At 69.5% G+C, this 21,103-nt stretch carries 23 protein-coding genes and 1 pseudogene; 9 read left to right on the forward strand and 15 right to left on the reverse strand.

Annotated features, from left to right (window positions below; all coding sequences use genetic code 11):
* Nucleotides 1-6: 6 nt before the first annotated feature.
* Nucleotides 7-255 carry a hypothetical protein gene (locus ACYVMZ_RS21465; protein WP_461082095.1) on the forward strand — a complete coding sequence of 83 codons (249 nt, stop codon included), beginning with the start codon at nt 7-9 and terminating at the stop codon, nt 253-255.
* A gap of 85 nt (nt 256-340) precedes the next feature.
* On the opposite strand, the gene ACYVMZ_RS21470 is transcribed toward ACYVMZ_RS21465, so the two are convergent.
* The 4 genes from ACYVMZ_RS21470 to ACYVMZ_RS21485 form a co-directional block, all read right to left on the reverse strand.
* Nucleotides 341-592: a type II toxin-antitoxin system RelE family toxin gene (locus tag ACYVMZ_RS21470; protein WP_461082006.1), complete on the reverse strand. Its 252-nt coding sequence runs from the start codon at nt 590-592 to the stop codon at nt 341-343.
* A complete protein-coding gene (locus tag ACYVMZ_RS21475) occupies nt 589-864 on the reverse strand; it encodes a type II toxin-antitoxin system prevent-host-death family antitoxin (RefSeq protein WP_461082008.1) in 276 nt (91 codons plus the stop codon). Before ACYVMZ_RS21475 ends, ACYVMZ_RS21470 begins: the two co-directional genes overlap by 4 nt.
* A gap of 33 nt (nt 865-897) precedes the next feature.
* Entirely contained in the window at nt 898-1,833 is a 936-nt protein-coding gene (gene murQ, locus ACYVMZ_RS21480; RefSeq protein WP_461082010.1) for an N-acetylmuramic acid 6-phosphate etherase, read from the reverse strand.
* A 118-nt stretch (nt 1,834-1,951) separates the two neighbouring features.
* The gene (locus ACYVMZ_RS21485; RefSeq protein WP_461082012.1) at nt 1,952-2,896 is read right to left on the reverse strand and encodes a MurR/RpiR family transcriptional regulator; all 945 of its coding nucleotides are present in this window, start codon (nt 2,894-2,896) and stop codon (nt 1,952-1,954) included.
* A gap of 55 nt (nt 2,897-2,951) precedes the next feature.
* Here ACYVMZ_RS21485 and ACYVMZ_RS21490 point away from each other — a divergent pair, with 55 nt between their 5' ends.
* Both ACYVMZ_RS21490 and ACYVMZ_RS21495 read left to right on the forward strand, forming a co-directional pair.
* Nucleotides 2,952-3,347 carry a hypothetical protein gene (locus ACYVMZ_RS21490; RefSeq protein WP_461082014.1) on the forward strand — a complete coding sequence of 132 codons (396 nt, stop codon included), beginning with the start codon at nt 2,952-2,954 and terminating at the stop codon, nt 3,345-3,347.
* 7 nt (nt 3,348-3,354) lie between these two features.
* On the forward strand, nt 3,355-3,636 hold the full coding sequence (locus ACYVMZ_RS21495) for a DUF4031 domain-containing protein (protein WP_461082016.1): 282 nt from the start codon (nt 3,355-3,357) through the stop codon (nt 3,634-3,636).
* Between the two features lie 48 nt (nt 3,637-3,684).
* Here the strand turns inward: ACYVMZ_RS21495 and ACYVMZ_RS21500 are convergent.
* From ACYVMZ_RS21500 to ACYVMZ_RS21535, 8 genes and pseudogenes are all read right to left on the reverse strand, one after another.
* Nucleotides 3,685-4,173 (reverse strand): annotated as a pseudogene (locus ACYVMZ_RS21500) (GNAT family N-acetyltransferase); the annotation flags it as partial.
* Between the two features lie 28 nt (nt 4,174-4,201).
* The gene (locus ACYVMZ_RS21505) at nt 4,202-4,333 is read right to left on the reverse strand and encodes a hypothetical protein (RefSeq protein ID WP_461082018.1); all 132 of its coding nucleotides are present in this window, start codon (nt 4,331-4,333) and stop codon (nt 4,202-4,204) included.
* Nucleotides 4,330-4,503 carry a hypothetical protein gene (locus tag ACYVMZ_RS21510; RefSeq protein ID WP_461082020.1) on the reverse strand — a complete coding sequence of 58 codons (174 nt, stop codon included), beginning with the start codon at nt 4,501-4,503 and terminating at the stop codon, nt 4,330-4,332. Before ACYVMZ_RS21510 ends, ACYVMZ_RS21505 begins: the two co-directional genes overlap by 4 nt.
* Nucleotides 4,500-4,796: a hypothetical protein gene (locus ACYVMZ_RS21515; RefSeq protein WP_461082022.1), complete on the reverse strand. Its 297-nt coding sequence runs from the start codon at nt 4,794-4,796 to the stop codon at nt 4,500-4,502. The genes ACYVMZ_RS21510 and ACYVMZ_RS21515 overlap by 4 nt, the downstream gene beginning before the upstream one ends.
* A gap of 38 nt (nt 4,797-4,834) precedes the next feature.
* Nucleotides 4,835-5,515 carry an HD domain-containing protein gene (locus ACYVMZ_RS21520; protein ID WP_461082024.1) on the reverse strand — a complete coding sequence of 227 codons (681 nt, stop codon included), beginning with the start codon at nt 5,513-5,515 and terminating at the stop codon, nt 4,835-4,837.
* 50 nt (nt 5,516-5,565) lie between these two features.
* Nucleotides 5,566-9,141: a DEAD/DEAH box helicase family protein gene (locus tag ACYVMZ_RS21525; RefSeq protein WP_461082026.1), complete on the reverse strand. Its 3,576-nt coding sequence runs from the start codon at nt 9,139-9,141 to the stop codon at nt 5,566-5,568.
* A gap of 180 nt (nt 9,142-9,321) precedes the next feature.
* Nucleotides 9,322-10,458, reverse strand: a complete 1,137-nt coding sequence (locus ACYVMZ_RS21530) for a restriction endonuclease subunit S domain-containing protein (protein ID WP_461082028.1) — start codon at nt 10,456-10,458, stop codon at nt 9,322-9,324.
* On the reverse strand, nt 10,455-12,020 hold the full coding sequence (locus ACYVMZ_RS21535; protein ID WP_461082030.1) for a type I restriction-modification system subunit M: 1,566 nt from the start codon (nt 12,018-12,020) through the stop codon (nt 10,455-10,457). Before ACYVMZ_RS21535 ends, ACYVMZ_RS21530 begins: the two co-directional genes overlap by 4 nt.
* Nucleotides 12,021-12,101: 81 nt before the next feature.
* Between ACYVMZ_RS21535 and ACYVMZ_RS21540 the strand changes: the two genes are divergently transcribed.
* The 4 genes from ACYVMZ_RS21540 (at nt 12,102) to ACYVMZ_RS21555 (ending at nt 15,074) form a co-directional block, all read left to right on the forward strand.
* Complete coding sequence (locus ACYVMZ_RS21540; RefSeq protein WP_461082032.1) at nt 12,102-12,386, forward strand: DUF397 domain-containing protein; 285 nt, start codon at nt 12,102-12,104, stop codon at nt 12,384-12,386.
* A gap of 158 nt (nt 12,387-12,544) precedes the next feature.
* Nucleotides 12,545-13,447, forward strand: coding sequence for a DUF3800 domain-containing protein (locus tag ACYVMZ_RS21545; protein ID WP_461082034.1), 903 nt, complete (start codon nt 12,545-12,547; stop codon nt 13,445-13,447).
* Between the two features lie 120 nt (nt 13,448-13,567).
* Nucleotides 13,568-14,245: a maleylpyruvate isomerase family mycothiol-dependent enzyme gene (locus ACYVMZ_RS21550; protein ID WP_461082036.1), complete on the forward strand. Its 678-nt coding sequence runs from the start codon at nt 13,568-13,570 to the stop codon at nt 14,243-14,245.
* 127 nt (nt 14,246-14,372) lie between these two features.
* Nucleotides 14,373-15,074: a copper homeostasis protein CutC gene (locus ACYVMZ_RS21555; protein ID WP_461082038.1), complete on the forward strand. Its 702-nt coding sequence runs from the start codon at nt 14,373-14,375 to the stop codon at nt 15,072-15,074.
* Between the two features lie 87 nt (nt 15,075-15,161).
* Here the strand turns inward: ACYVMZ_RS21555 and ACYVMZ_RS21560 are convergent, their stop codons facing one another.
* Nucleotides 15,162-17,201: a HelD family protein gene (locus ACYVMZ_RS21560; protein ID WP_461082040.1), complete on the reverse strand. Its 2,040-nt coding sequence runs from the start codon at nt 17,199-17,201 to the stop codon at nt 15,162-15,164.
* Between the two features lie 271 nt (nt 17,202-17,472).
* Between ACYVMZ_RS21560 and ACYVMZ_RS21565 the strand changes: the two genes are divergently transcribed.
* Nucleotides 17,473-17,655 carry a hypothetical protein gene (locus ACYVMZ_RS21565; RefSeq protein WP_461082042.1) on the forward strand — a complete coding sequence of 61 codons (183 nt, stop codon included), beginning with the start codon at nt 17,473-17,475 and terminating at the stop codon, nt 17,653-17,655.
* A gap of 89 nt (nt 17,656-17,744) precedes the next feature.
* Here ACYVMZ_RS21565 and ACYVMZ_RS21570 read toward each other — a convergent pair whose 3' ends face one another.
* Nucleotides 17,745-19,388, reverse strand: a complete 1,644-nt coding sequence (locus ACYVMZ_RS21570) for a DNA repair helicase XPB (RefSeq protein WP_461082044.1) — start codon at nt 19,386-19,388, stop codon at nt 17,745-17,747.
* Between the two features lie 182 nt (nt 19,389-19,570).
* Between ACYVMZ_RS21570 and istB the strand changes: the two genes are divergently transcribed.
* Complete coding sequence (gene istB, locus ACYVMZ_RS21575) at nt 19,571-20,803, forward strand: IS21-like element helper ATPase IstB (protein WP_461082046.1); 1,233 nt, start codon at nt 19,571-19,573, stop codon at nt 20,801-20,803.
* Here the strand turns inward: istB and ACYVMZ_RS21580 are convergent.
* Nucleotides 20,772-20,987 carry a hypothetical protein gene (locus ACYVMZ_RS21580; RefSeq protein ID WP_461082048.1) on the reverse strand — a complete coding sequence of 72 codons (216 nt, stop codon included), beginning with the start codon at nt 20,985-20,987 and terminating at the stop codon, nt 20,772-20,774. The genes istB and ACYVMZ_RS21580 overlap by 32 nt on opposite strands.
* Between the last annotated feature and the right edge of the window lie 116 nt (nt 20,988-21,103).

Raw genomic sequence — 21,103 nt, forward strand, 5'->3', positions numbered from 1 at the left:
GGAAAGGTGCGCTCGACCGAAGAGATCGTGGAGTCGCTGCGGAACGCGCTGGCGGGAGTCGGTGTCGTGCTGCCGTCGCTGGGCGTCGATCCGGTGACCGGCGCGAGCAGCGAGCCGTTCGCCCTGGTGGAACTGGGGCGGTGCAACGTACGGACGGCCGAGCACCTGGCGGAAGTACTGCGCTCGCTGCCGGTGACGGAGGAGCTGAGGGCGCGTGTGCGGCAGGTCAACCGGGAGCGGGGGTTGAGGGCGTAGATCCAGTGCCCGGCCATGGCCGCCGGCGATCACCGGCAGGCCGTGGCCGAGGCTGTGCGGTCTGGGCCGGAGTGACGATCGGCGGTCAGGTGCTGCGGCCGACCTTGAGCACGTAGACCGTGACGGTGTCGCCGTCCGGCCGGTAGAGCACTCGCCAAGTGCCCACGTGCAGTCGGTAGTAGCCGGAGGTGCCCAGTGCGCGGGCCGCCTCGGGACGAGGATCGTCGGCGAGTGCGCGCACGGCTGCCGCGGTCGCCTTGGCACCCACCGGGTCAATGACGCGCAGGCGCCGGAACTCGTTCATGGCGTGGTGCTCCCACACCACCGCAGAGATCACGAAGCTGCCTCCCGGCGGTCCTCTTCCTCCAATTGCGCCATGAACTCGTCGTGCAGCATGGAGGGCCCGGACGGAGCTGCTTCACGCGCGCGCGCTTCGGCGATGTCGGCCTCGTCGCGCAACCGCTGAAGCTCTTCCAGTTCGCTTATGGGGATGAGGGCGGCGGCGGGTTTGCCGTACTCGCTGATCAGGATGTGCTCGTGGCCGTGCCGAACACGGCCGACCAGTTGACCGAGCTGGTTGCGAGCTTCCACGAGTGGGTACGTCTCCATGGACAAACTGTACACACCAGCGGGTGTGTACGCTCAGTGCCTCGCCGTCACCAGTGCCGCCCGCAGGTGGCCGTCGGACTGCTCCAGGAGGCGGGCGGCCGTCGGGCCGTCCACGTCGGCGAGGATGGTCAGGATCGCGTTCTTGACCTCGCCGTCGGTGGCGGCCAGGGCGCGTTCGATCTCCTCGTCGTCGGCGCCGGTGGCCAGGGCGACGATACGGCGGGAGCGGGCGCGCAGTTTCTCGTTCGAGGCGCGCACGTCGACCATGAGGTTCCCGTACGTCTTGCCGAGCCGGATCATCGTGATCGTCGAGATCATGTTGAGGACCAGCTTCTGCGCCGTACCGGCCTTCAGGCGGGTGGAGCCGGTCAGCAGTTCCGGGCCCACGACGATCTCGATGCCGTGGTCGGCGCAGGACGCCAGCGCGCTGTCCGGGTTGCAGGCCAGGCCGATCGTGAGGGCGCCGTGGGCGCGGGCGTACTCCACCGCGCCGAGGGCGTACGGGGTGCGGCCGGAGGCGGAGATGCCGACCACCGTGTCGTCGGGCGTGAGCTCCAGCGCGTCCAGGTCCGCCTTCGCGAGCTCCTTGGAGTCCTCCGCGCCCTCGACGGAGGTGACCATGGCGTCCCGGCCGCCCGCGATGAGGCCCACGACCTGCGCGGGGTCCGTGTTGAAGGTCGGCGGGCACTCGGAGGCGTCCAGGACGCCGAGCCGGCCGGCCGTGCCCGCGCCCGCGTAGACCAGTCGGCCGCCGCGCGCCATCCGGTCCGCCACGGCGTCGATGGCGGCGGCGATCTCCTCAAGCCGCTCGGCCACCGCACCGGCCACGGTGGCGTCCTCGCCGTTCATGAGCCGGGCGATGTCGAGGGTGGGCAGCCGGTCGATGTCCGCGAGCTCGGGACGGAACGCCTCGGTGGTCAGGGTCTCCAACTCGCTTCTGAGGTGACGGGGATCGGACGTGGAGGTCATGGGGCGCTCTCTCGGGTTTCTTTCCAGTGCGGTGCGGTGCGGTGCAGTGCAGTGCGGTGCAGTGCGGGGCAGGACAACGTGCCCAGGGGCGCGGGAACTGCGCGACCGACCTTCCGGCCTACCGCCCGGCGCTGCGGTGCCGGTGCGCCAGCGCCTCGTACGACGCCGACAGCGCCGGTGCCGCCGTGTCGTACGTCCGCTGCGCCACGCCCACGAACAGGCAGTCCACGACCAGCAGTTGGCTGGTCCGGGACGACATCGCGGCCGGGCGCAGTTCGCTCTCCCGGGCGGTGGAGGTGGTCAGGACGTGGTCGGCGTACTGCGTGACCGGGCCGTCCGGCCGCCCCGTGATCGCCACGGTCGTCGCCCCGTGCTCGAAGGCCACGCGCAGCGGCTCGATGACGTCGCCGGTCGACCCGGAGTGCGTGATGGCGATGGCCACATCACCCGAGCGCAGCTGCACGGCGTTCGTCACGGCGAGGTGCGGATCGCTGTGGGCATGGGCTATCAGCCCTATGCGCAGCAGTTTCTGCGTGAGGTCCTGGGCGACCAGGCCGGACGCCCCGATGCCGTACACGTCGGTGCGGCGGGCGCCGGCCACCGCGGTGACGGCCGCGCCCAGCTGGGCTGTGTCGAGGCCGGCGGCGGTGTCGGCGAGGGTCTGCTGCTCGTCGTACGCCAACTTCGCCACCACATCGGCGATCGGGTCGTCGACCGCGATGTCCGTCGTGATCGCCGGCGCCCGGCCCGACTGCTGCTGGGCGGCCAGCCCGGCGAGGGCGAGGCGCAGGTCGCGGTAGCCTGGATAGCCGAGCAGGCGGGCGGTGCGTACGACGGTCGCCTCGCTGGTGCCGGTGCGTTCGGCGAGGCCGGTGACCGTGAGGGCCGCGCAGCCGGCCGGGTCGCTCGCGACGGCCTCGGCGACCCGCTGCATGGAACGGGTCATCGACGGGGCCAGCGTGCGGACTTTGGCCGCGAGGGCGGCGGGCGCGGGGGGTGTGCCGCCCGCGCCACCCGGGCCGCCGCGCTCACTCGCGAAAATTTCCTTCACATGCTGGGTCACATCTGAAAGATATTTTCGGCTCGGCGCTGTGGTCAAGAGTGCGCACAATGGGTGCATGGATCCCATCGGCAACCCCGTCAGCCCCCTGGAGCAGGCGTTGCACGCGGCGCGCGCCCTGGTGCTCGCCGACCTGGTCGCGCGCGAGGTCGCCGAGGCGGATGTGGTGTCCCTGGTCGAGGAGTCCGTCGCCCAGCGGCGATGGTGGGTCGAACAGTGGCCGGACGGCGCGGCCTACCTCGCCGGGCTGGTCGCACAGGACGTGCAGGACGCCCTGCTGGAGCGGTACGGCCGCTGGCCGCTGTGCCCGGTGTGCGGCTCGGGCGACCCGCACGCGCTGGACGTCGAGCCCGAACTCGGCCCCGACCCTCACTGGGTGTGCCACAAGGCGGGCGTGAAGGTCGCGGCGGTCGGGGCGCTGGGAGAGGCCACCCCGGGGATGACCCCCTCGTGAGGCCCCGGTGACGATCTACATCGACCCGCCGACCTGGCCCGGCCACGGCCGGATGTGGTCCCACCTGGTCAGCGACGTCTCGTATGACGAACTGCACTCCTTCGCCGAACGGCTCGGCGTGCCCCGGCGGGCCTTCGAACGCGACCACTACGACATCCCCGCCCAGCGCTACGCCGACGCGGTGCGCGCCGGGGCCGTGGAGGTCAGCAGCCGCGAGGTGGTGCGGCTGCTGCACGGGGCCGGGCTGCGCAGACCGAAGGGGCGCGGTCAGCTGGAGGGGCGCGGTTAGCCCACGGGCGCGGTCAGCTGGAGGGGCGCGTTCGCCGGCGGGGCGGGGTCAATCCCGGGACGCGCGCAGCTCGTAGACGAACTGCTCCTCGTCCTCGCCGACCTGGGCGAAGCCGGCGCGTGTGACGACCTTCTGTGAGGGGACGTTGGCCCGGTCGACGACCGCGGTCACGGCCCGTACGCCGTCCTGCGCCAGCGCCCACGACGACAGCGCGCGCAGCGCCTCGGTGGCGTAGCCCCGGCCGCGGGCGCCCTCGACGAGGTCGTAGCCGATCTCGACCCGCCCGTCCTCGTCGGGGGCCGCGTGGAAGCCCATGGCGCCGATCGCGCGGCCGTCCTCGCGGCGGACCAGCGCGTACATGCCCCACTTGGGGCGCAACACCCCGCTCTCGTACTGCTTCACCACCATCCCCGCGCCCTCCCGGGTGCCCTCGATCGGCCCGCCGGTGAGCCAGGTGAAGCCGCCGTCTCCGCCCGCGCGCAGGTCGGCCGCGGCCGCGGGGGTGAGGCCGTGGAGGGTGAGTCGCTCGGCGGATATGCGGATCGTGTGGTACCGGCCGGACGGCTCAGGCATCGTCGCCCCGGGTGTCATCCGGAACGGCAGACACGACGGCGCCGGTAGGCGGTGCGGGGTGCGGCAGGTAGACGTACGTCACGGACAGGGCGGGGCAGTCCGCGCGGGCTTCGATGCGTGTCACCCAGACCTCCGCGTCGCGTCGAGAATGCGGACGCGGCGCCCGAGGCCCGGCGTCCGCTCCAGCTCTGCGCGCAGTTCCTCGACGGCTGATGCGGCGCCGGGTCGTCCGAGCAGGTCCAGCCGCTTGCGGGCCGCATGCGTGATCTCGACGATGGCCACGGGCTCGCTCAACGGCGGCTCTCCCGCTTGAGGGTCCGGGCCAGCTCCACGCCTTCGGCAAGGGACGCCTCGAAGTCCGGGGCGCAGCGGGTCAGTACGTGGCCGCGATAGGTCGCGATCAGCTCCGTCACTTCGTGCAGGTCTGTGAAGTCGACGCGGTTCAGGGTGGCCGCGAGTTCGGCCTCGAGGCGCGCGAGATCGCCGGGGAAGCCCAGCCCCGCGGCGAGGGCGGCCCGTACCTCGCCGAGGGTCCGCATGGGCGGTGGCTCGACGGGCGCTTCCGGCTGGACGGGCTGTTCACTCACGGAGCGTGATCCTTCCTGTGAGGGGCGGTCCTCCGACGCTACTCCGCCGGGGGGCGTGACGTCAGCAATTCCAGCTCGGCCCTGATGTTGTAGCGCGCGGTCGGCTCCCATTTCTCCCGCCCGTGCGGCGTGTGGAACAGCCGGGGCAGGTCGAGCAGTTGGCGCAGGACGGCGGCACGTCCCGCGCGGAACGCGTCGGTCGGGACGAAGTGGTACTCCTCGCGGACGGCGGCGGTGTAGGCCGCGTACGACGACGGGGGCGAGGCGAGGATCGCCAGGTCGGCGTCGCACAGGACCTGGCCGTCGGGGGCGTCGTCGGCCGGGTCGTGGGTGACGGTGAGGCGGACCAGGCGGGCCACCTCGGCGGTCTTCTCGCCGGAGAGCCCGGCCTCGGGCAGGGCGCGTTCGGCGAGGCGGGCCGAGCGCTCCTCGTTCTCGGAGCGGTCGGGCAGGTAGACGGCGTCGTGGAACCAGGCGGCCAGGCGCACGACGTCAGGGTCGGCCGCGTACCGCTCCAGGACGTCGATGTGGTCGAGGACCGCCGTGAGGTGGGTGAGCGTGTGGTAGCGCCGCTGCGGCTCCTGCCAGCGGGCCAGCAGGTTGTCGGCGTACGGCGTCGGGTCGGGGTGCGACGCCGGGTCCGGGCCGGCGCCGGGGCCGCCCCGGGCTGCTTCCAGGGTGCGGACGAAGCGGGCACGCAGGGCGTCGAGATCGGGCATGGGGTCATTCTCCCTGGTGCGCGCGGTTTCGTGTCTCCGGAAGAGCCTTCTTAGGCAGCGAGTCCGGCATCCGGAACGGCGCGTGCACGCAGTGTTCGGAAGACGACCTCCAAAGCGTCAATCTCGTCGTCGGTGAAGTAGCTGTCGATGAGGCCGCGACTGCTGAAAAGGGCGTTCTCGTACAGGTCGCGGATGCTGATCAGGCCATTCGCAGCGACGTATCGGACCATGAGGCCGACCAGGTCGATCTGGTCGGCGGAGAGGTCATGGTCGGCGATGAAGCCGGAGAAGGCCTCCTGCGCCGCGGTCTGGTCCAGGCCGCCGATCCGGCGCAGGAACACACCGAGCCCGCCGTCAGCCGTGCGCTTCTCTTCAAGGTCTTCGGCGGAGGCGATGCCCTCGGCGAGGAATACCTCCTCCAGGGTGGCGAGGTCGTCGGCCGTGACCTGCTCGTTCTCGCGGAGCTTTCGGACCGCTTCCTGCTCGCGGTGGCTCTGGAGGTAGGCGCGGGCCTTCTGCTTGAAGCGTTCCTCGTTCGTGCCGACGGGTAGGCCCTTGAGTTCGACCTCCGTCAGTTCCCCGGGCTCTTCCGCTATGTCCGTGTACACGATCTTCCGGGCGGCCGGCGCGTCGACGAGATGAGCCAAGCCGCGTACGCGGCGTCGCACCTGCTCCAGCATCGGTACGGTCACGTTCTCCCACCACGCGTCGTCGATGACGGCCTCCAGCAGCGGGGCTTGGTCACGGACGACCGGGATGTTGGTCTTGCCGAGGAGATCCTGGGCGAGTTCCTGGATCTGACCGCGCAGTCGCGGGTAGTCGGAGCCACCCTCCAGGGCGGCGAGCTGGAGGCGGTAGGCGAGGAGGTCGAACCGCTTGGCCTCCTCGCCCTTGTCCTCGCCCTCGGGCCAGTAGTCGGACGGCAGGCCGAGGACGTCCTCGGTCAGCAGGTGAGCCGCGTCGTCGTCGATGCGGTGCCAGGCGGAGAAGTCTCCGCCGAACGTCTCTACATGACGGCGGTGCGGCCGTACGAGGAAGTTGTCGAGGTTCATCCCCCGAACGGTGTCGTGGAGACGATGCGCCACGGCCCAGCGCAGGGACGCCTCGGTGTCGGCGGCGTCCGGACCGGCGTCCTGCGCGGGGTCGGGAGCCTGACGCCGGTCCAGGGCCCGGATGAGGTCGAGCTGGCGCTGAAGGAGCTTCTCGGTGAGCGTCGGAGCCTGCCGGGCCGGGGCACGATCAAGATCCTGGTTGAAGAACTCGGCGTTGCCGCACAGGTCGAAGACGTTGAAGCCGTCCTTGTGGCGGCCGGGGCCGTAGATGTTCTCGCACAAGCGGGTGCCGCGGCCGATCATCTGCCAAAACTTCGTACGGGAGTACACCGGCTTGAACAGGACCAGGTTCAGCACCTCGGGGACGTCGATCCCGGTGTCCAGCATGTCGACGGAGATGGCGATGTCCGGGGCCTTGGCCGGGTCCGAGAAATCGTCGATGAGCTGCTGGGGGTTCTTCTCCTGGTAGGTGATGACACGGGCGTCGTGCCCCGCGCCCTGCGGGTAGTGGAGGTTGTAGCGCTCCTCGATGAACAGGGCGTGCTTGTTGTTCTTGGCGAAGATGATCGTCTTGCCGATCCGGTCCCCGCCTTCGACGCGCAGCCCGTGCCGCATCAGAACCTCGAGCGCCTTGTCGACGGTCGGAGCGTTGAACAGGAAACGGTTGATCTCATCCGCGGAGACCGTGTCGGGGATCTGACCGTCCTCGGTCCACTCCAGGTTGTCCCAGGCTTCCTTCTGCTCCTCGGTGAGGTCGTCGTACCGGAAGCCGCGCCGGAGCGACTCGAAGGGCACGTCGACGACGTTCGGCTTCACCAGGAAGCCGTCCTCGGCAGCCTGGTCCAGGCTGTAGGAGTCGGTGGGGACACCGTCCTCCAGCTGGAACAGCTGGTACGTGTTGTGGTCGACGTCGTCCTTGGGCGTGGCCGTCAGGCCCAGCAGCAAGCTGTCGAAGTACTCGAAGAGTTCGCCGTACTTGTCGTAGACCGAGCGGTGGGCCTCGTCGATGACGACCAGGTCGAAGAAGCCCGGCCCGAAGCGACGGCGGCCGTCCTCCGTGATCTCGTTGACCAGGTTCATCATCGTCGGATACGTCGAGACGTAGACGTGGGCGTCGGTCTTCTTCTCCGTGAGGAGGTTGACCGTGACGCTGTTCGGCAGGTGCTCCTTGAACGCGCGCACGGCCTGGGTGACGAGGGCCTGGCGGTCGGCGAGGAAGAGGACGCGACGCGCCCAGCCAGCCCGCTGCAGCAGCTCGACGAAGGCCACCGTGGTGCGGGTCTTGCCGGTACCGGTGGCCATGACCAGCAAGGCACGGCGGCGCTTCTCCTTCTCGAAGCTCTCGCTGACGCGCTGGATGGCCTGCAGCTGGTACGGGCGGCCCGCGATGTTCTGGTTGACGTTGGACGACTTCAGGGCGAGTCGGCCGGCTCGCTGACGGATCATCCAGTGCAGTTCGTCCTTGGTGCGGAAGCCCTGGACCTTGCGGGGCGGGTAGCCGTTGCCCTCGTCCCAGAGGTAAGTCTCGTAACCGTTGGTGTAGAAGATCACCGGCCGCTGGTTGTACTTGGCTTCGAGTACGTCGGCGTAGATCTGGGCCTGCTGGCGGCCAGCACGCGCGTCCGTGCGGGTGCGCTTCGCCTCGACGACAGCCAGGGGCCGGTCGTCGTCTCCCCACAGCACGTAGTCCACGTAGCCCTTGCCGGACTTGCTGATCACCCCAGGCTCACCGTCGACAGGGAACTCGCGGTCGCGCTCCTCGGTGAGATCCCAGCCCGCCTCCTTCAGGAGGAGGTCGATGAAGAGGTCGCGGGTGGCGGCCTCGTCGTAGTCGTGGGTGTCGGGGCGGGCTTCGTTGGCCTTGCGCAGCTCGGTGATACGGGCACGCAGCTCGGCCACCTCGGATGCGAGTTTCTCGCCTCTCGCCCGCGCCTCGGCCAGTTCCTTGGCCTGGGCGTCCCAGCGTGCCTGGTCCTCCTCGGCCTGCTTCTTCAGCTCGGCCTGGCGGCGCTTCTTGACCTCTGCCGGTACGGGACGCGGAATGCGCTGGGTGTCGAACTGAACGCCGGGGGCGGGAGCCTTGGCCGGGTCGGGCGCGTAGGTCCGGGCGAACCAGTAGAAGACGTGGAACAGCTCGCCGACCGTCCGTACGGCGTCCCTTGCCTGAACGGGGGTGGGGCGGTGCACGGCGTAATTGCCCTGGCGCCGGATGAGGTCCATCTTCGCGCTGAGTGTCGGCCCGACCAGGTTGCGCATGCTCGGCTCGTTGAGCATCGCGCTCAGGTCGTTCTGGTACGGAGGGCGCAGCGCGGAGTCCTTGTCGTACATCCAGTGCACGGCCAGCTCAAGGACACGGCGGGCGTAGAAGCAGGAGGTACGGGGGTCCGCGTAGGCGAGACGCTCGGCACGGAGGGCTTCGTCGTAGAGGGCGGGCCACTCGTCGCGGAGGAAGTGGAAGTTGCTCTGCGGCTGACCGATGTTGCGAGCGGCGGCGGTGTCCCGGGCTTCCTTCAGGCTCCGCTCGGCCTGGCTCTTCCCCTGCTCCTGTCCGTTGTCGTGCCGCTCTATGGCCATGACCGAGTTGTGTCCCTTCCCCCTGTGAGCGCGTGCTGCCTCCCTGGCTGCTACGCGCTGAGTGGCCTGTGTGACGTGATGTGATGGTGGTTGGACGCCGACCGGCCAGTGGGTGGTTGCCGGGCGGTCGGCGACCGGGTGTGGTGCGGTCGGTGCTGCGGTACGCGGGCGTGTCAGGCCCTACGCGGCGGCTTCATGATCCCAGAGGGTGCCGGAGAAGGCACGGTGCTGAAGAGAAAGGAAGAGGTCGTCAAGGACGGCGAGATGGCTCTCGTTGTGCCGTTTCGCCTGTCGGATGGCGAGCACCTTGCGCACAAAGGCATGCTGCTCCTGGGAATGGGGGAGCCAGAAGGTAACGGCACCCATCGTCTTTTGATTCACCTTGTATGTGCCGTTGGTCGTCCGGGCCGCGCTTTCAATCTGCTGCCGGACTTGCGGTGTCGACCATACATGAGTCAAGTACTCCCTAGTGATCATGTCTGGGCGAATTGGGGCGGCAAGGACTGTGTCGGGGTATACCGTGTCGGCCATATTGGCGTCGGCGAAAACTCCCTTCCCGACCAGTCTTTTGTTCCCGTTTCCGCGGCACACCATGAAAAGGTTTTTGGTGACGGCATAAGTGGAAGTCGGATCCTGGGTGAAGGTTCCCACTTTCCAGGCCGAGCTGTTGAAGGAGCCGCCAGTCACCGCGGAGAGTGTGAGCACTTTGGCTTCCACGTCACCCCGCGATGACGGCGAGATGCCATTGCTGAGCTTCCTCTCTAGAACCATGTCCAAGTTGACCATGCGACCCTTCCCGCTGGGTTGCCTGTCGAACATGTTGAGAAAGATGGACTGGGCGAGGTCCTCGAGGAGGGCGATGGATTGGCGGCGCTTGGTCCGGAGGGCGTCCACCTGGTCCAGGACCGCGGCGATGCGTCGCTGTTCCTGGAGGGGCGGCTTGACCACCGTGATGTCCTTAAGGAACTTGAAGTGGCGAGAATATCCGGCGCTGGGGATGTCGACGGATGACAGAAACCAGTACAGGTACTTGGGGTCGAATCCTTGCTGTGCTGACAACACTTTGACGCCGTCGGCGCCCATGGCGAACGGGAAGTCCACGAACTTGACGGCTCTGGTGTGATCACCAAAGACAATAACCGGGGGCGTGCTCCTGTGCACCAGGTGCACGTCGTCGGTGAAGCCAGCGATCAGCCCTTGCCCTTGGTCCACCACAGCAAGGGCGCCGGATGGGAGATATTCCGACTTCGGCACCTTGGCGTTGCCCGAGGAGACATCCTGGGCCGCTTCCAGGAAGGGGACGCTCTCCCAAGTCACTTTTCCAGCCCTTCCTTCAGCATCACGATGCCCGCTTCGATCTCCTTGTTCAACCGCTCCAGGTCGTCCAGGATCTCCAGCGGCGGCCGCGTCACGACCTTCTCATGAATGATCTCCTTGTAGCGATTCAGGGAAAGGTCGTATCCCTGGGCGGCGATGTCAGACTTTGGGACGCAAAAGCTCTGCTCCGTCCGGGCACGCGAGCGCTCGTCCGTGGTGCGGCGCTTCCAGCGGGCCAGGACGTCGGGGAGGTTGTTCTTCACGTGCTCCTCGGCTGTAAGGCCGGTGGCGCGGGGGCCCAGTCGGTCATCCGGCAACAGCTGCATGCGCTTGTCGTCCAGGCTCAAGCCGTCCGCTTGGACGTCGTAGAACCAGACCTCATCCGTACCGCCGGAGTCGGTCTTCGTGAAGAAGAGAATGGCGGTCGAGACACCGGCGTACGGCTTGAAGACGCCGGACGGCAGCTTCACCACCGCGTCGAGCTTCTGCTCCTCGACCAGCATGCGGCGCAGCTCCTTGTGCGCCTTCGTCGAGCCGAAGAGGACGCCGTCCGGGACGATCACCGCTGCTCGGCCGCCCGGCTTGAGCAGCTTGAGGAAGAGGGCCAGGAAGAGAAGCTCGGTCTTCTTGGTCTTGACGACCTTCAGCAGCTCCGAGGACGTCGTCTCGTAGTCGAGGCTGCCGGCGAAGGGCGGGTTCGCGAGGATCAGGGAATAGCGAGCGGTGTCCTTGCCCGCATCCTCGGACAGCGAGTCGCGGTAGCGGATGTCCGGGCTGGCCACGTCGTGCTGGAGCATGTTCATCGAGCCGATGCGAAGCATCGTCGAGTCGAAGTCGAAGCCGTGGAACATGCTGTTGTTGAAGTGACGCTGGTTGTCGGCCTCGACCAGGTCGTCCTTGTGGACGCGCTGCACGTACTCCGAGGCGGCCACCAGGAAGCCGGCCGTGCCGCAGGCCGGGTCGCAGATCTCGTCGCGCGGATTCGGCTCCGTCATCTCGACCATCAGTTGAATGATGTGCCGAGGCGTGCGGAACTGCCCGTTCTGGCCCGCCGAGGCGATCTTGCTGAGCATGTACTCGTACAGATCGCCCTTGGTGTCCTTGTCCTGCATAGGGATGCCCTCCAGAAGGAGGACGACCTTGGACAGCAGGTTCGGCGTCGGGATCGTGAAGCGGGCGTCCTTCATGTGGTGCGAGTACGTGGAGTCCTCGCCGCCGAGCGCGCGCAGGTAGGGGAAGACCTCCTCGGCGACCGTCCGGTACATCTGCGCCGGCTCGGCGTCCTTGAAGTTCTGCCACCGCAGGTGCTGCTGATCAGGACCAAAGAACGGGTCGGTGTCCGGGATGCCCCGGCGGGCCATCCTGTCCTTGACCGTCTGCAGCTCGTCGAGACGGCGGATGAAGAGCAGATACGTGATCTGCTCGATGACCTCCAGCGGGTTGGAGATCCCGCCCGACCAGAACGCGTCCCAGACGCGGTCCACCTTGCTCTTCAGCTCGCCCGTAATCACATCAGGGATCCTACGACCCACCAGTGACAGCGACGACGAAACGGAGGACACCCGGAAGTCCTCGGTCCGGGCCCGCACCGCTCACGTCACCACCGTACGGTCATCCGGTCAGCCCGAGACTCCCTCGGCCGCGTGCACGTCGCCGCGAAGATCCACCTCGGCTCGTACCGTCTTGCCAGGACGGCCCCCACCCCGCGGCTCGACGGACAGCCGGCTTGCCAGACAGGTCACCAACCACAGACCGCGACCTGCTTCAAGTCCAGTTACAGCGGTGGCGCAGGCGGCGAGTGCATCGAGGTCGCCGCTCTCCCCCATTCCGTCCACATCCGCGACTCCAAGGACACCGGCCGAGGCTCCCTCACCGTGTCCTCCGACTCCTGGTCCGCCTTCGTCGACCACACCAGCCGTCGTCACTAACCGAAAACCGACGTCAACATGGCGTGACGGTCGCCTTGACCGCCACCCGGCTGCCTTGGCAGCATCGGCCGTAGCAATCAAAACAAGGTGCATATGGCTGCACCAGGTCCTGGGGCCGCTCCTTCGGGGGCGGCCCGAGTGCTTTCCAGGAGGGATCGTTGTACCTGTGCTACATCGACGAAGCGGGTAACGGCCAGACTCTCGATCCCGCCAGACCGGACGCCCCGCCGGTCCTCGTCGTCGGTGGCTTCACCGTGCACGACTCCCACATCAAGCGGATGACCTGGGACTTCCTGAGCCTCAAGAAGAGGTACCGGCCGCAGCTGCGCCGCGCTGTCCACCTCTCCGAAGTGATTCACACGGAGATCAAGGGTTCCGACGTCCGCAAGGACATCCGTGCGGGGAACCGTGACGAGCGCCGGGCCGCGATGCTCCTCCTGGACTCGGCTCTTGCCATGCTGGAGCAGTACGGAGCCCGCCTTCTGGCCCGCGTCTGGGTGAAGGAAGAGGGGCGCGCCTTCAATGAGACCGGCGTGTACAGCACCTCGGTCGGGAGCCTGACCGAGACGTTCCAGGCCCAGCTGCTGGACTGTCACTCGCGTGGTGTCATGGTCCTGGACAGCCGTACCAAGTCGAAGAACGCACCGAATGTCCACTGCGTCACGACGCGCAAGTACCGTGCGGGCGGTGACAGTCTCAAGGGCGTTATCGAGTCACCGGTCTTCGGGCACAGTGACACTCACACGCTGCTCCAGCTCTCCGACCTCGTCGTCTCCTCCCTGCTGTTTCCGATCGCCTGTCACGCCTACCTGAGCGATGTGACGTGGAACGTGCACTGCGACGACGCGTATCGCCCGCTGAGGGAGCAGTTCGGGAGGCGGCTGAAGAAGCTGCAGTTCCGGTACCAGGACCCGGCGGGCAAGTGGCGCGGCGGGATCGTGGTGTCCGACCGGCGAACTGCACAGTCGTCAAACCTGATGTTCGGACTTGGGGAGCCCGCCGCGGAGAACCTCGTCATTCCCGCACAACAGGTAGGCGGAGGCGAGTTGTCGAGCACGTAGCGGTGGTTCTGGGTCGGGTTGTCATCAGGACGGCGGCTCGCACTGTTTCGGTGCGTAGGTCATCGCGGATGCACGTGGCTTTACACAGACGGCATAGTGGGTCAGCACTAGCGTGGAGGCATGACGACTCCTGCTGATGTGCACGAGGTACGCGACCCCGAGCTGCCCGGGCGGCTCCTGACCAGCGAGCGTGACGCGCTGATCCCGCTGCTGCGGGCCAGGCCCGACGAGGACTTCGCGCGGCCGGTCGCCGCGTGTCCGGGCTGGACCGTGCGGGATGTGCTGGCGCACTGCTCGGCCGCGCTGACCCGGGTGGTGGAGAGCCGGTTCGAGGAGGGCGTGTTCTCGCCCGAGTCGAACGACCGGGACATCGCCGCGCGGGCCGGCTGGACGAACGCGCAGGTCGTCGACGAGCTCGAGCGCGGGATGGCCGAGGCGGGGCCGGTGATCGCCAAGGCGGGCGGAGTGCTGGACGCGGTCGCGCTGGGTGAGTGGGTGCATGCCGGTGACGTGCGCGAGGCGTTCGGGGAGCCGGGGGCGTACGCGGGGGACAGCCTGCCGTACGCGCTGACGCTCCTCGCCCAGGTCACCCGCGAGAAGGGGCACCTGCCGCTGCACGCCGACCTCGACGACCTGGACGAGCCGCTGCGGCTGGGGGACGCGACGGGGGACCGGCCGCCCGCACGGTACATCGGGGACGCCGCCACGCTCGTACGGCTGTACGCGGGCCGGCCGGTGACCGGGGCCTCGTACGAGCTGGCGGGTGTGGAGGAACGAGAGCTCAACATCTTCGGGTGAGCTTCTTGTGAGCTTCTTCGGGTGAGCGGGGCCCGGCGGGCGTGGAGGCGTAGGCTGAATTGGACTAGACCTATAGTCGTCGTGTGAACGCCGACGAACGCCGACCGATGCCGATGAATGGGGTCCCATGAGCAAGCGTGCGGTCCTGGAGGTGATCGCCCTCGACGTGGAGGACGCGGTCGCCGCCCAGGAGGGAGGCGCGGACCGCCTCGAACTGGTCACCGACATGGCGGCCGACGGGCTCACCCCGTCGGCCGGGACCGTCGCCGGGATCCGCGGGGCCGTGGACCTCTCGCTGCGGGTGATGCTGCGGATGGCGGACGGGTTCGCGGCGGGAGGCCCTGGCGATGTCGACCGGCTCGTGGGGGCCGTCGGTGAGCTGCGGGAGGCCGGGGCCGAGGAGTTCGTGCTCGGGTTCCTCGACGCGGACGGGGGCGTGGACCTGGGTGCGGTGGAGCGGGTCGTCGGTGCGTTGGGCGGCTGCCGCTGGACCTTCCACCGGGCGATCGACCGGGCCGCCGACCGGGACGCGCTGCGCAAGCAGCTCGACGGGCTGCCCGGGCTCGACACGTACCTCACGGCCGGGGCGGCGGGCGGTGTCGACGACGGGCTCCCCACGCTGCTCGCCGAGGCGGGGCGGCGGGGGGAGCCGGGGTACGAGCAACAGCTGCTGGTGGGGGGCGGGTTGCGGCTCGACCATGTTCCGGTGCTGCGGGCCGCCGGGGTGGACGCGTTTCATATCGGCGGGGCGGCTCGGCCGGGGGGTTGGGCGGGGCCGGTGTCGGCGGGGGCCGTGGCGGAGTGGCGGGCTGTGCTGGATGCCGGTTGACGGGTGCGGGGGTCGTGGCCGGGGCGGGGTGGGGTGCGCAACCCGGCGCTGCGGGGGGCCGCCGCGGACTCCGGCCGCCCGCCCCGTTCACGCCAGCTGAGGCGGCAACGGCGCCGCATGTGTCACGACCAGGCCCGACACCGCTCGGGTCAGGGCCACGTACAGGCGGCGCAGGCCGGTGCGTTCGTCCGGTTCGCCGTCGACCACCGCCTGGGGCTCGTCGAGGACCACGTAGTCGTACTCCAGACCCTTGGCGAGGGAGGCCGGCACCAGGGCCAGCCGGGTGTCGTGCGTGGTTTCCTCGCCCGGCCCGATGGAGGGGATCCCGGCCGCCGTCAGGGCCCCGGCCAGCTCCGGGATCCGGGCGTCGGCCGCGATCAGGCCGATGGAGCCCTCGTTGCGCAGCATCTCGCGGCAGGCACCGACCACTTCGGCGGTGCCGCCGACCGAGCGGACCTCGAAGAAGCCCGGGTTCTCGCGGATCGACGCGACCGGGGTCAGACCCGGGGCGATGTGCGGGAGCAGCCGGGAGGCGTACGTGATGACGTCCGTCGGCACGCGGAAACCGGCCGTCAGCTCCTCGACCACCGCGTCCGGTTTGCCCAGGTGGGTCAGCGCCTCCTGCCAGTTGCGGGTCGCCCACGGCGTGGTGCCCTGGGCGAGGTCGCCGAGGACGGTCGCGCTGCCGGTGGTGCAGCGGCGGCCCACCGCCCGGTACTGCATGGGGGACAGGTCCTGCGCCTCGTCGAGGACCACGTGCCCGAGGGAGGGCGTGCGCTGGATCAGGTCGGCGGCCTCGTCGATCAGCACCGCGTCCGCCGGTGACCACTTCGCCGACTTCACCGACCGCGCCGGCTTCGCCCACAGGATCGCCTTCTGCTCCTCCCCGGTGAGGAGGCCCGCCGCGTGTTCGGCGAGGAAGTCCGCGTCCGACAGCAGGCGCAGTACCAGCTTCGCGGGGTCGACGGCCGGCCAGATCGTCTTCACGGCCGCCTTCACCGCGCTGTTGCGGGCCACCGCGTCCTGCACCCGGTCGTCCGGCGCCTCGCCCGAGCGCTCCATCCGCACCAGCACGGCGTGCGCGATGCGCTGCGGAAGGGCCTCGCGGGCGGCGCCGTAGCGGATGCCGCGGTCCAGCAACTCGCGGACGATGTCCTCGAGTTCGTACGCCGGTACCCGCCAGCGGCGCGAGCCGCGCACGACCACGACCGGTTCGGTGGGCAGCGTCACGTGCGAGTAGAGGGCCCTGCGCAGCACCTGCGCCATCCGCGCGTCGCCCTTGACGACGGCGGCCGTGGCGTCGTCCGTGCCGCGCACCTCCACGTGGGCCACCAGGTCCTCCACGGTCGCCTGTCCGACCGTCAACTCGCCCAGTGCGGGCAGGACTTGCTCGATGTAGTGCAGGAAGGAGCGGTTCGGTCCGATGACCAGGGTGCCGGTGCGGGCCAGGCGCTCGCGGTGGGCGTAGAGGAGGTAGGCGACGCGGTGCAGGCCGACGGCCGTCTTTCCGGTGCCCGGGCCGCCCTGCACGCAGACGGTCCCGCCCAGTCCGGCCCGGACGATCTCGTCCTGCTCGGGCTGGATGGTCGCCACGATGTCCCGCATCGGGCCGACGCGCGGCCGTTCGATCTCCTGCTGGAGCAGCTTGCTGGCCTTGGCCGCCTCGGCCGGGTCGGAGAGGTGCTCGTCCTCGTACGCGGTGAGCTCGCCGCCCGTGTAGCCGAAACGGCGGCGCAGCGCGATGTCCATCGGGTCCTTCTTGGACGCCCGGTAGAACGGCTGCGAGACCGGCGCACGCCAGTCGATGACCATCGGGTCGCCGTCGGCGTCGTGGACGTGCCGCCGCCCGATGTAGAAGCGCTCGCCCTCGGCCCCCTCGCCCTGTTCGGCGCCGGGTGCGCGCAGGTAGTCGAGCCGGCCGAAGAACAGCGGGGTGTCGCTGAGGTCGGCCAGGGCCTTGATGCGCTCCTCGATCTGGTGGGCCAGTGCCTCGGCGTTGACCCAGTTCGCGGTGACGTCGCTGATGTCGAGGGACTCGACGTCCTCGCGCATGGCGCGCAGGGCGGCCCGGGACGCGGCAAGGTGCGCGCGCTCGCGGGAGAGGGGGTCGTCGACGGGCGTGGACAAGGGGGTGCCTCCGGGGGACCTGCTGCGTGGAAGGTCGAGTGAGATGCCGGCCGGTTTCCGTCCGGCCGGCGGCACTCCGCGAGGGAGGCGGGCAAGGGCGGAGATTCTAGGACGGCCGGGGAGGCGGGGGCCAACGGTTTTCTCGTCCCCCTAGGGGATGCGGGCCTCATCCCTGAGGGGAAGGGGTCGGTCCGCAGGTGTACGAGCGCGGTACGGAGGTTCGGCCCTTGGGCCGATGCCCTCCTTATGCACCCAAACCCATCATGGATACATGAGTGCAGCGACCATTTCCCCAGCCCCCGCGGGCCCCTCCGGAGCGACCGCGCTCCAGAGCGGCCACCGCCACCCCCTCGGCCAAGTCCTGCGTGCCGTCAAGGTGTTCGCCGGCGCGGCCTTCGACGTGATCATCCTCGGTGAGTACGGCGCGGAGGCGGGCGTCGTCCGCCGCAAGTGACGTCCGCGGCAAGTGACGTCCGCGGCAAGCGACGTCCGCCGCACGTGAGGCCCGCCGCACGTCACGTCCGCAGCACGTGACCGAACGGGTCAGCGCTCCGACAGCAACTCGTCCGCGTCCATGATCCGGTACGCGTACCCCTGCTCCGCCAGGAACCGCTGGCGATGGGCGGCGAAGTCCTGGTCGATCGTGTCCCGTGCCACCACCGAGTAGAAGTGCGCCTGGTGGCCGTCGGACTTGGGGCGGAGCACGCGGCCGAGGCGCTGGGCCTCCTCCTGCCGCGACCCGAACGTGCCCGACACCTGGATGGCGACCGTCGCCTCCGGCAGGTCGATCGAGAAGTTCGCGACCTTGGACACCACCAGCACGCTGATCTCACCCTCCCGGAAGGCGTCGAAGAGCTTCTCCCGCTGGGTGTTCGACGTCTCGCCCTTGATCACGGGCGCGTCCAGATGCTCACCCAGCTCGTCGAGCTGGTCGATGTACTGCCCGATCACCAGGATCTGCTGACCCGCGAAGCGGCGGACGATCGCCTCCGTGACCTTCCGCTTGGTCTCCGTCGTCGCGCAGAAGCGGTACTTCTCCTCCGCCTCGGCGGTGGCGTACGCGAGCCGCTCGGCGTCGGTCAGGTTGACCCGTACCTCCACGCAGTCGGCAGGCGCGATGTAGCCCTGCGCCTCGATCTCCTTCCACGGCGCGTCGAACCGCTTCGGCCCGATGAGGGAGAACACGTCCGACTCGCGGCCGTCCTCCCGCACCAGCGTCGCGGTCAGGCCGAGCCGCCGCCGCGCCTGCAGATCCGCGGTGAACTTGAACACCGGCGCGGGCAGCAGATGCACCTCGTCGTAGACGATGAGCCCCCAGTCCCGGGAGTCGAACAGCTCCAGGTGGGGATAGATCCCCTTCCGCTTCGTCGTCAGCACCTGGTACGTGGCGATGGTGACGGGCCGGATCTCCTTCTTCGTCCCGCTGTACTCGCCGATCTCGTCCTCGGTCAGACTCGTGCGCTTCACGAGCTCGTGCTTCCACTGCCGGGCCGAGACGGTGTTCGTCACGAGGATCAGGGTGGTGGCCTTCGCCTGCGCCATGGACCCGGCGCCGACAAGGGTCTTGCCCGCACCGCAGGGGAGGACGACCACGCCCGACCCGCCGTGCCAGAAGTTCTCCACGGCCTGCTTCTGGTAGGGCCGCAGCGCCCAGCCGTCCTCGCGCAGCTCGATCGGGTGCGCCTCGCCGTCGACGTACCCCGCGAGGTCCTCGGCGGGCCAGCCCAGCTTCAGCAGCGTCTGCTTGATCTGCCCGCGCTCCGAGGGGTGCACGGCGACGGTGTCCGGGTCGATGCGGGCGCCGACCAGCGGCGCGACCCGCTTCGAGCGCAGCACCTCCTCCAGCACCGGCCGGTCGGTGCTCGTCAGCACCAGCCCGTGCGCCGGGTGCTTGACCAGGGACAGCCGGCCGTAGCGGTCCATCGTCTCGGCGATGTCGACGAGCAGCGCGTGCGGCACCGGGTAGCGGCTGTACTGCACGAGCGCGTCGACGACCTGCTCGGCGTCGTGCCCCGCCGCCCGCGCGTTCCACAGGCCCAGCGGCGTCACCCGGTAGGTGTGGATGTGCTCCGGCGCCCGCTCCAGCTCGGCGAACGGCGCGATCGCCCGACGGCAGTCGTCGGCCTGCTCGTGGTCGACTTCCAGGAGCAGGGTCTTGTCGGACTGGACGATGAGCGGACCATTCACGCGCGGCACCCTTTCGTAGGCCAGACGGCGCGGCCAAACGTCCAGTGTGCCTGATCCTTGCGGAGGCCGGGGTGGTGTGCGCCACCCGCAGGACCCACGGGACGCCGCCACCGGTCGTACAGGATGTCTATTCATCCCTGGGAGTGGCCCGGATTGAGCTGCACGGCGGTTTCCTCCGAAGAATGGCCGACGTGCAGCACACCACGCGTACCCCGCCCCCGCCCGCCACGCTCGGCTACGCCCTGTTCGCCACCCGCTGGCTCCAGGCACCGCTGTACTTCGGTCTGGTGGCCGTGCAGGGCGTGTACGTCTACAAGTTTTTCAACGAGCTGTGGAAGTTAATCGTCCGGTGCGTGACCGGGCAGGCCACCGAGACGTACGTCATGCTCGCCGTGCTCAAGCTGGTCGACGTCGTCATGATCGCCAACCTGCTGATCATGGTGATCGTCGGCGGCTACGAGACCTTCGTCTCGCGCATCGGCCTGCAGGGCCACCGCGACCAGCCCGAATGGCTCTCGCACGTCAATCCGAACGTGCTGAAGGTGAAGCTGGCCACGGCCATCGTGGGCATCTCCTCCGTGCACCTGCTCCAGATGTTCGTGGACGTGGACCACACCTCCCGGCACTCCCTGCTGTGGGGCACGGTGATCCACATGGCCTTCATCGTGTCGGCGGCGATCCTGGCCTACATGTCGGGCCCGATGGTCGCGCGGACCGAACACGCCCCCGCCAGGACGAGCCACGAGCCCGAGTCCCCGGCATCGGCGCCCCCTTCGCCCCCTGCGCCCATCCCGGCCCAGGCGAACCCGCCCGCCCTGGAGGCGGGTGCCGAGGGGCGGATCCGCGAGGCCGGGTTCCCGTCCCGGAAGCTGCTGGAGGAGTTCGACGCCGACCACCCCCGCTCCTTCGACCGGGAGGCCGTGGCCCGGCTCGGCAAGCTGGACTTCGTCGCCGCACGCCGCAACGCGGTGCTCGTCGGCCCGCCCGGCACCGGCAAGACGCACCTCGCGATCGGCCTCGGCGTACGCGCCTGCGAGGCCGGCCACCGGGTGCTGTTCGCGACCGCCGCCGAGTGGGCCGACCGGCTGGCCGAGGCCGAGGCGGCCGGCCGGCTCGCCAAGGAGCTGGCCGCCCTCGACGCCTACCCGCTGCTGATCGTCGACGAGGTCGGCTATGTCCCGTTCGACGCGGACGCCTCGCGGCTCTTCTTCCAGCTGGTCGCGCACCGCTACGAACGGGCCTCGCTGCTCGTGACCGGCGACCGCCCGCTCGGCCACTGGGACGAGGTGTTCGGCGGCCCGTCCGCCGCGGCGATGGTGGACCGGCTGGCCCACCACGCCGACATCGTGCGGATCGACGGGGACAGCTACCGGATGCGCCGGGCTACCGCAGCGTGGGCAGACCGAGATTGTTGATCAGCGGTCCCTCGATGGTGACCCCCTCGGTGACCAAAGACTCGGCCCCGGCGACCGGGAGCGGCACCGGCGGCGCGGAGGGGGCCGCCGACGCCTCGGGCGCGAGCGCCGCGACGAGGGCGGTCGCGGTCACCAGCGCGGCGGCGGAGACGGCGATGGCGTGGGAGCGGAGCTTGGAGCGCATAGGGACGTCAGGGCCTTTCACGTACTGAGCGGTGGGGGGTCGGGACACGGATCGGTTCGGTACACGGCGCGGTTCGGTGCACGGCGGGCGGGCCGGCCCCAGGGCGCCGGGGCCGG

This window comes from Streptomyces deserti, from assembly GCF_054782695.1.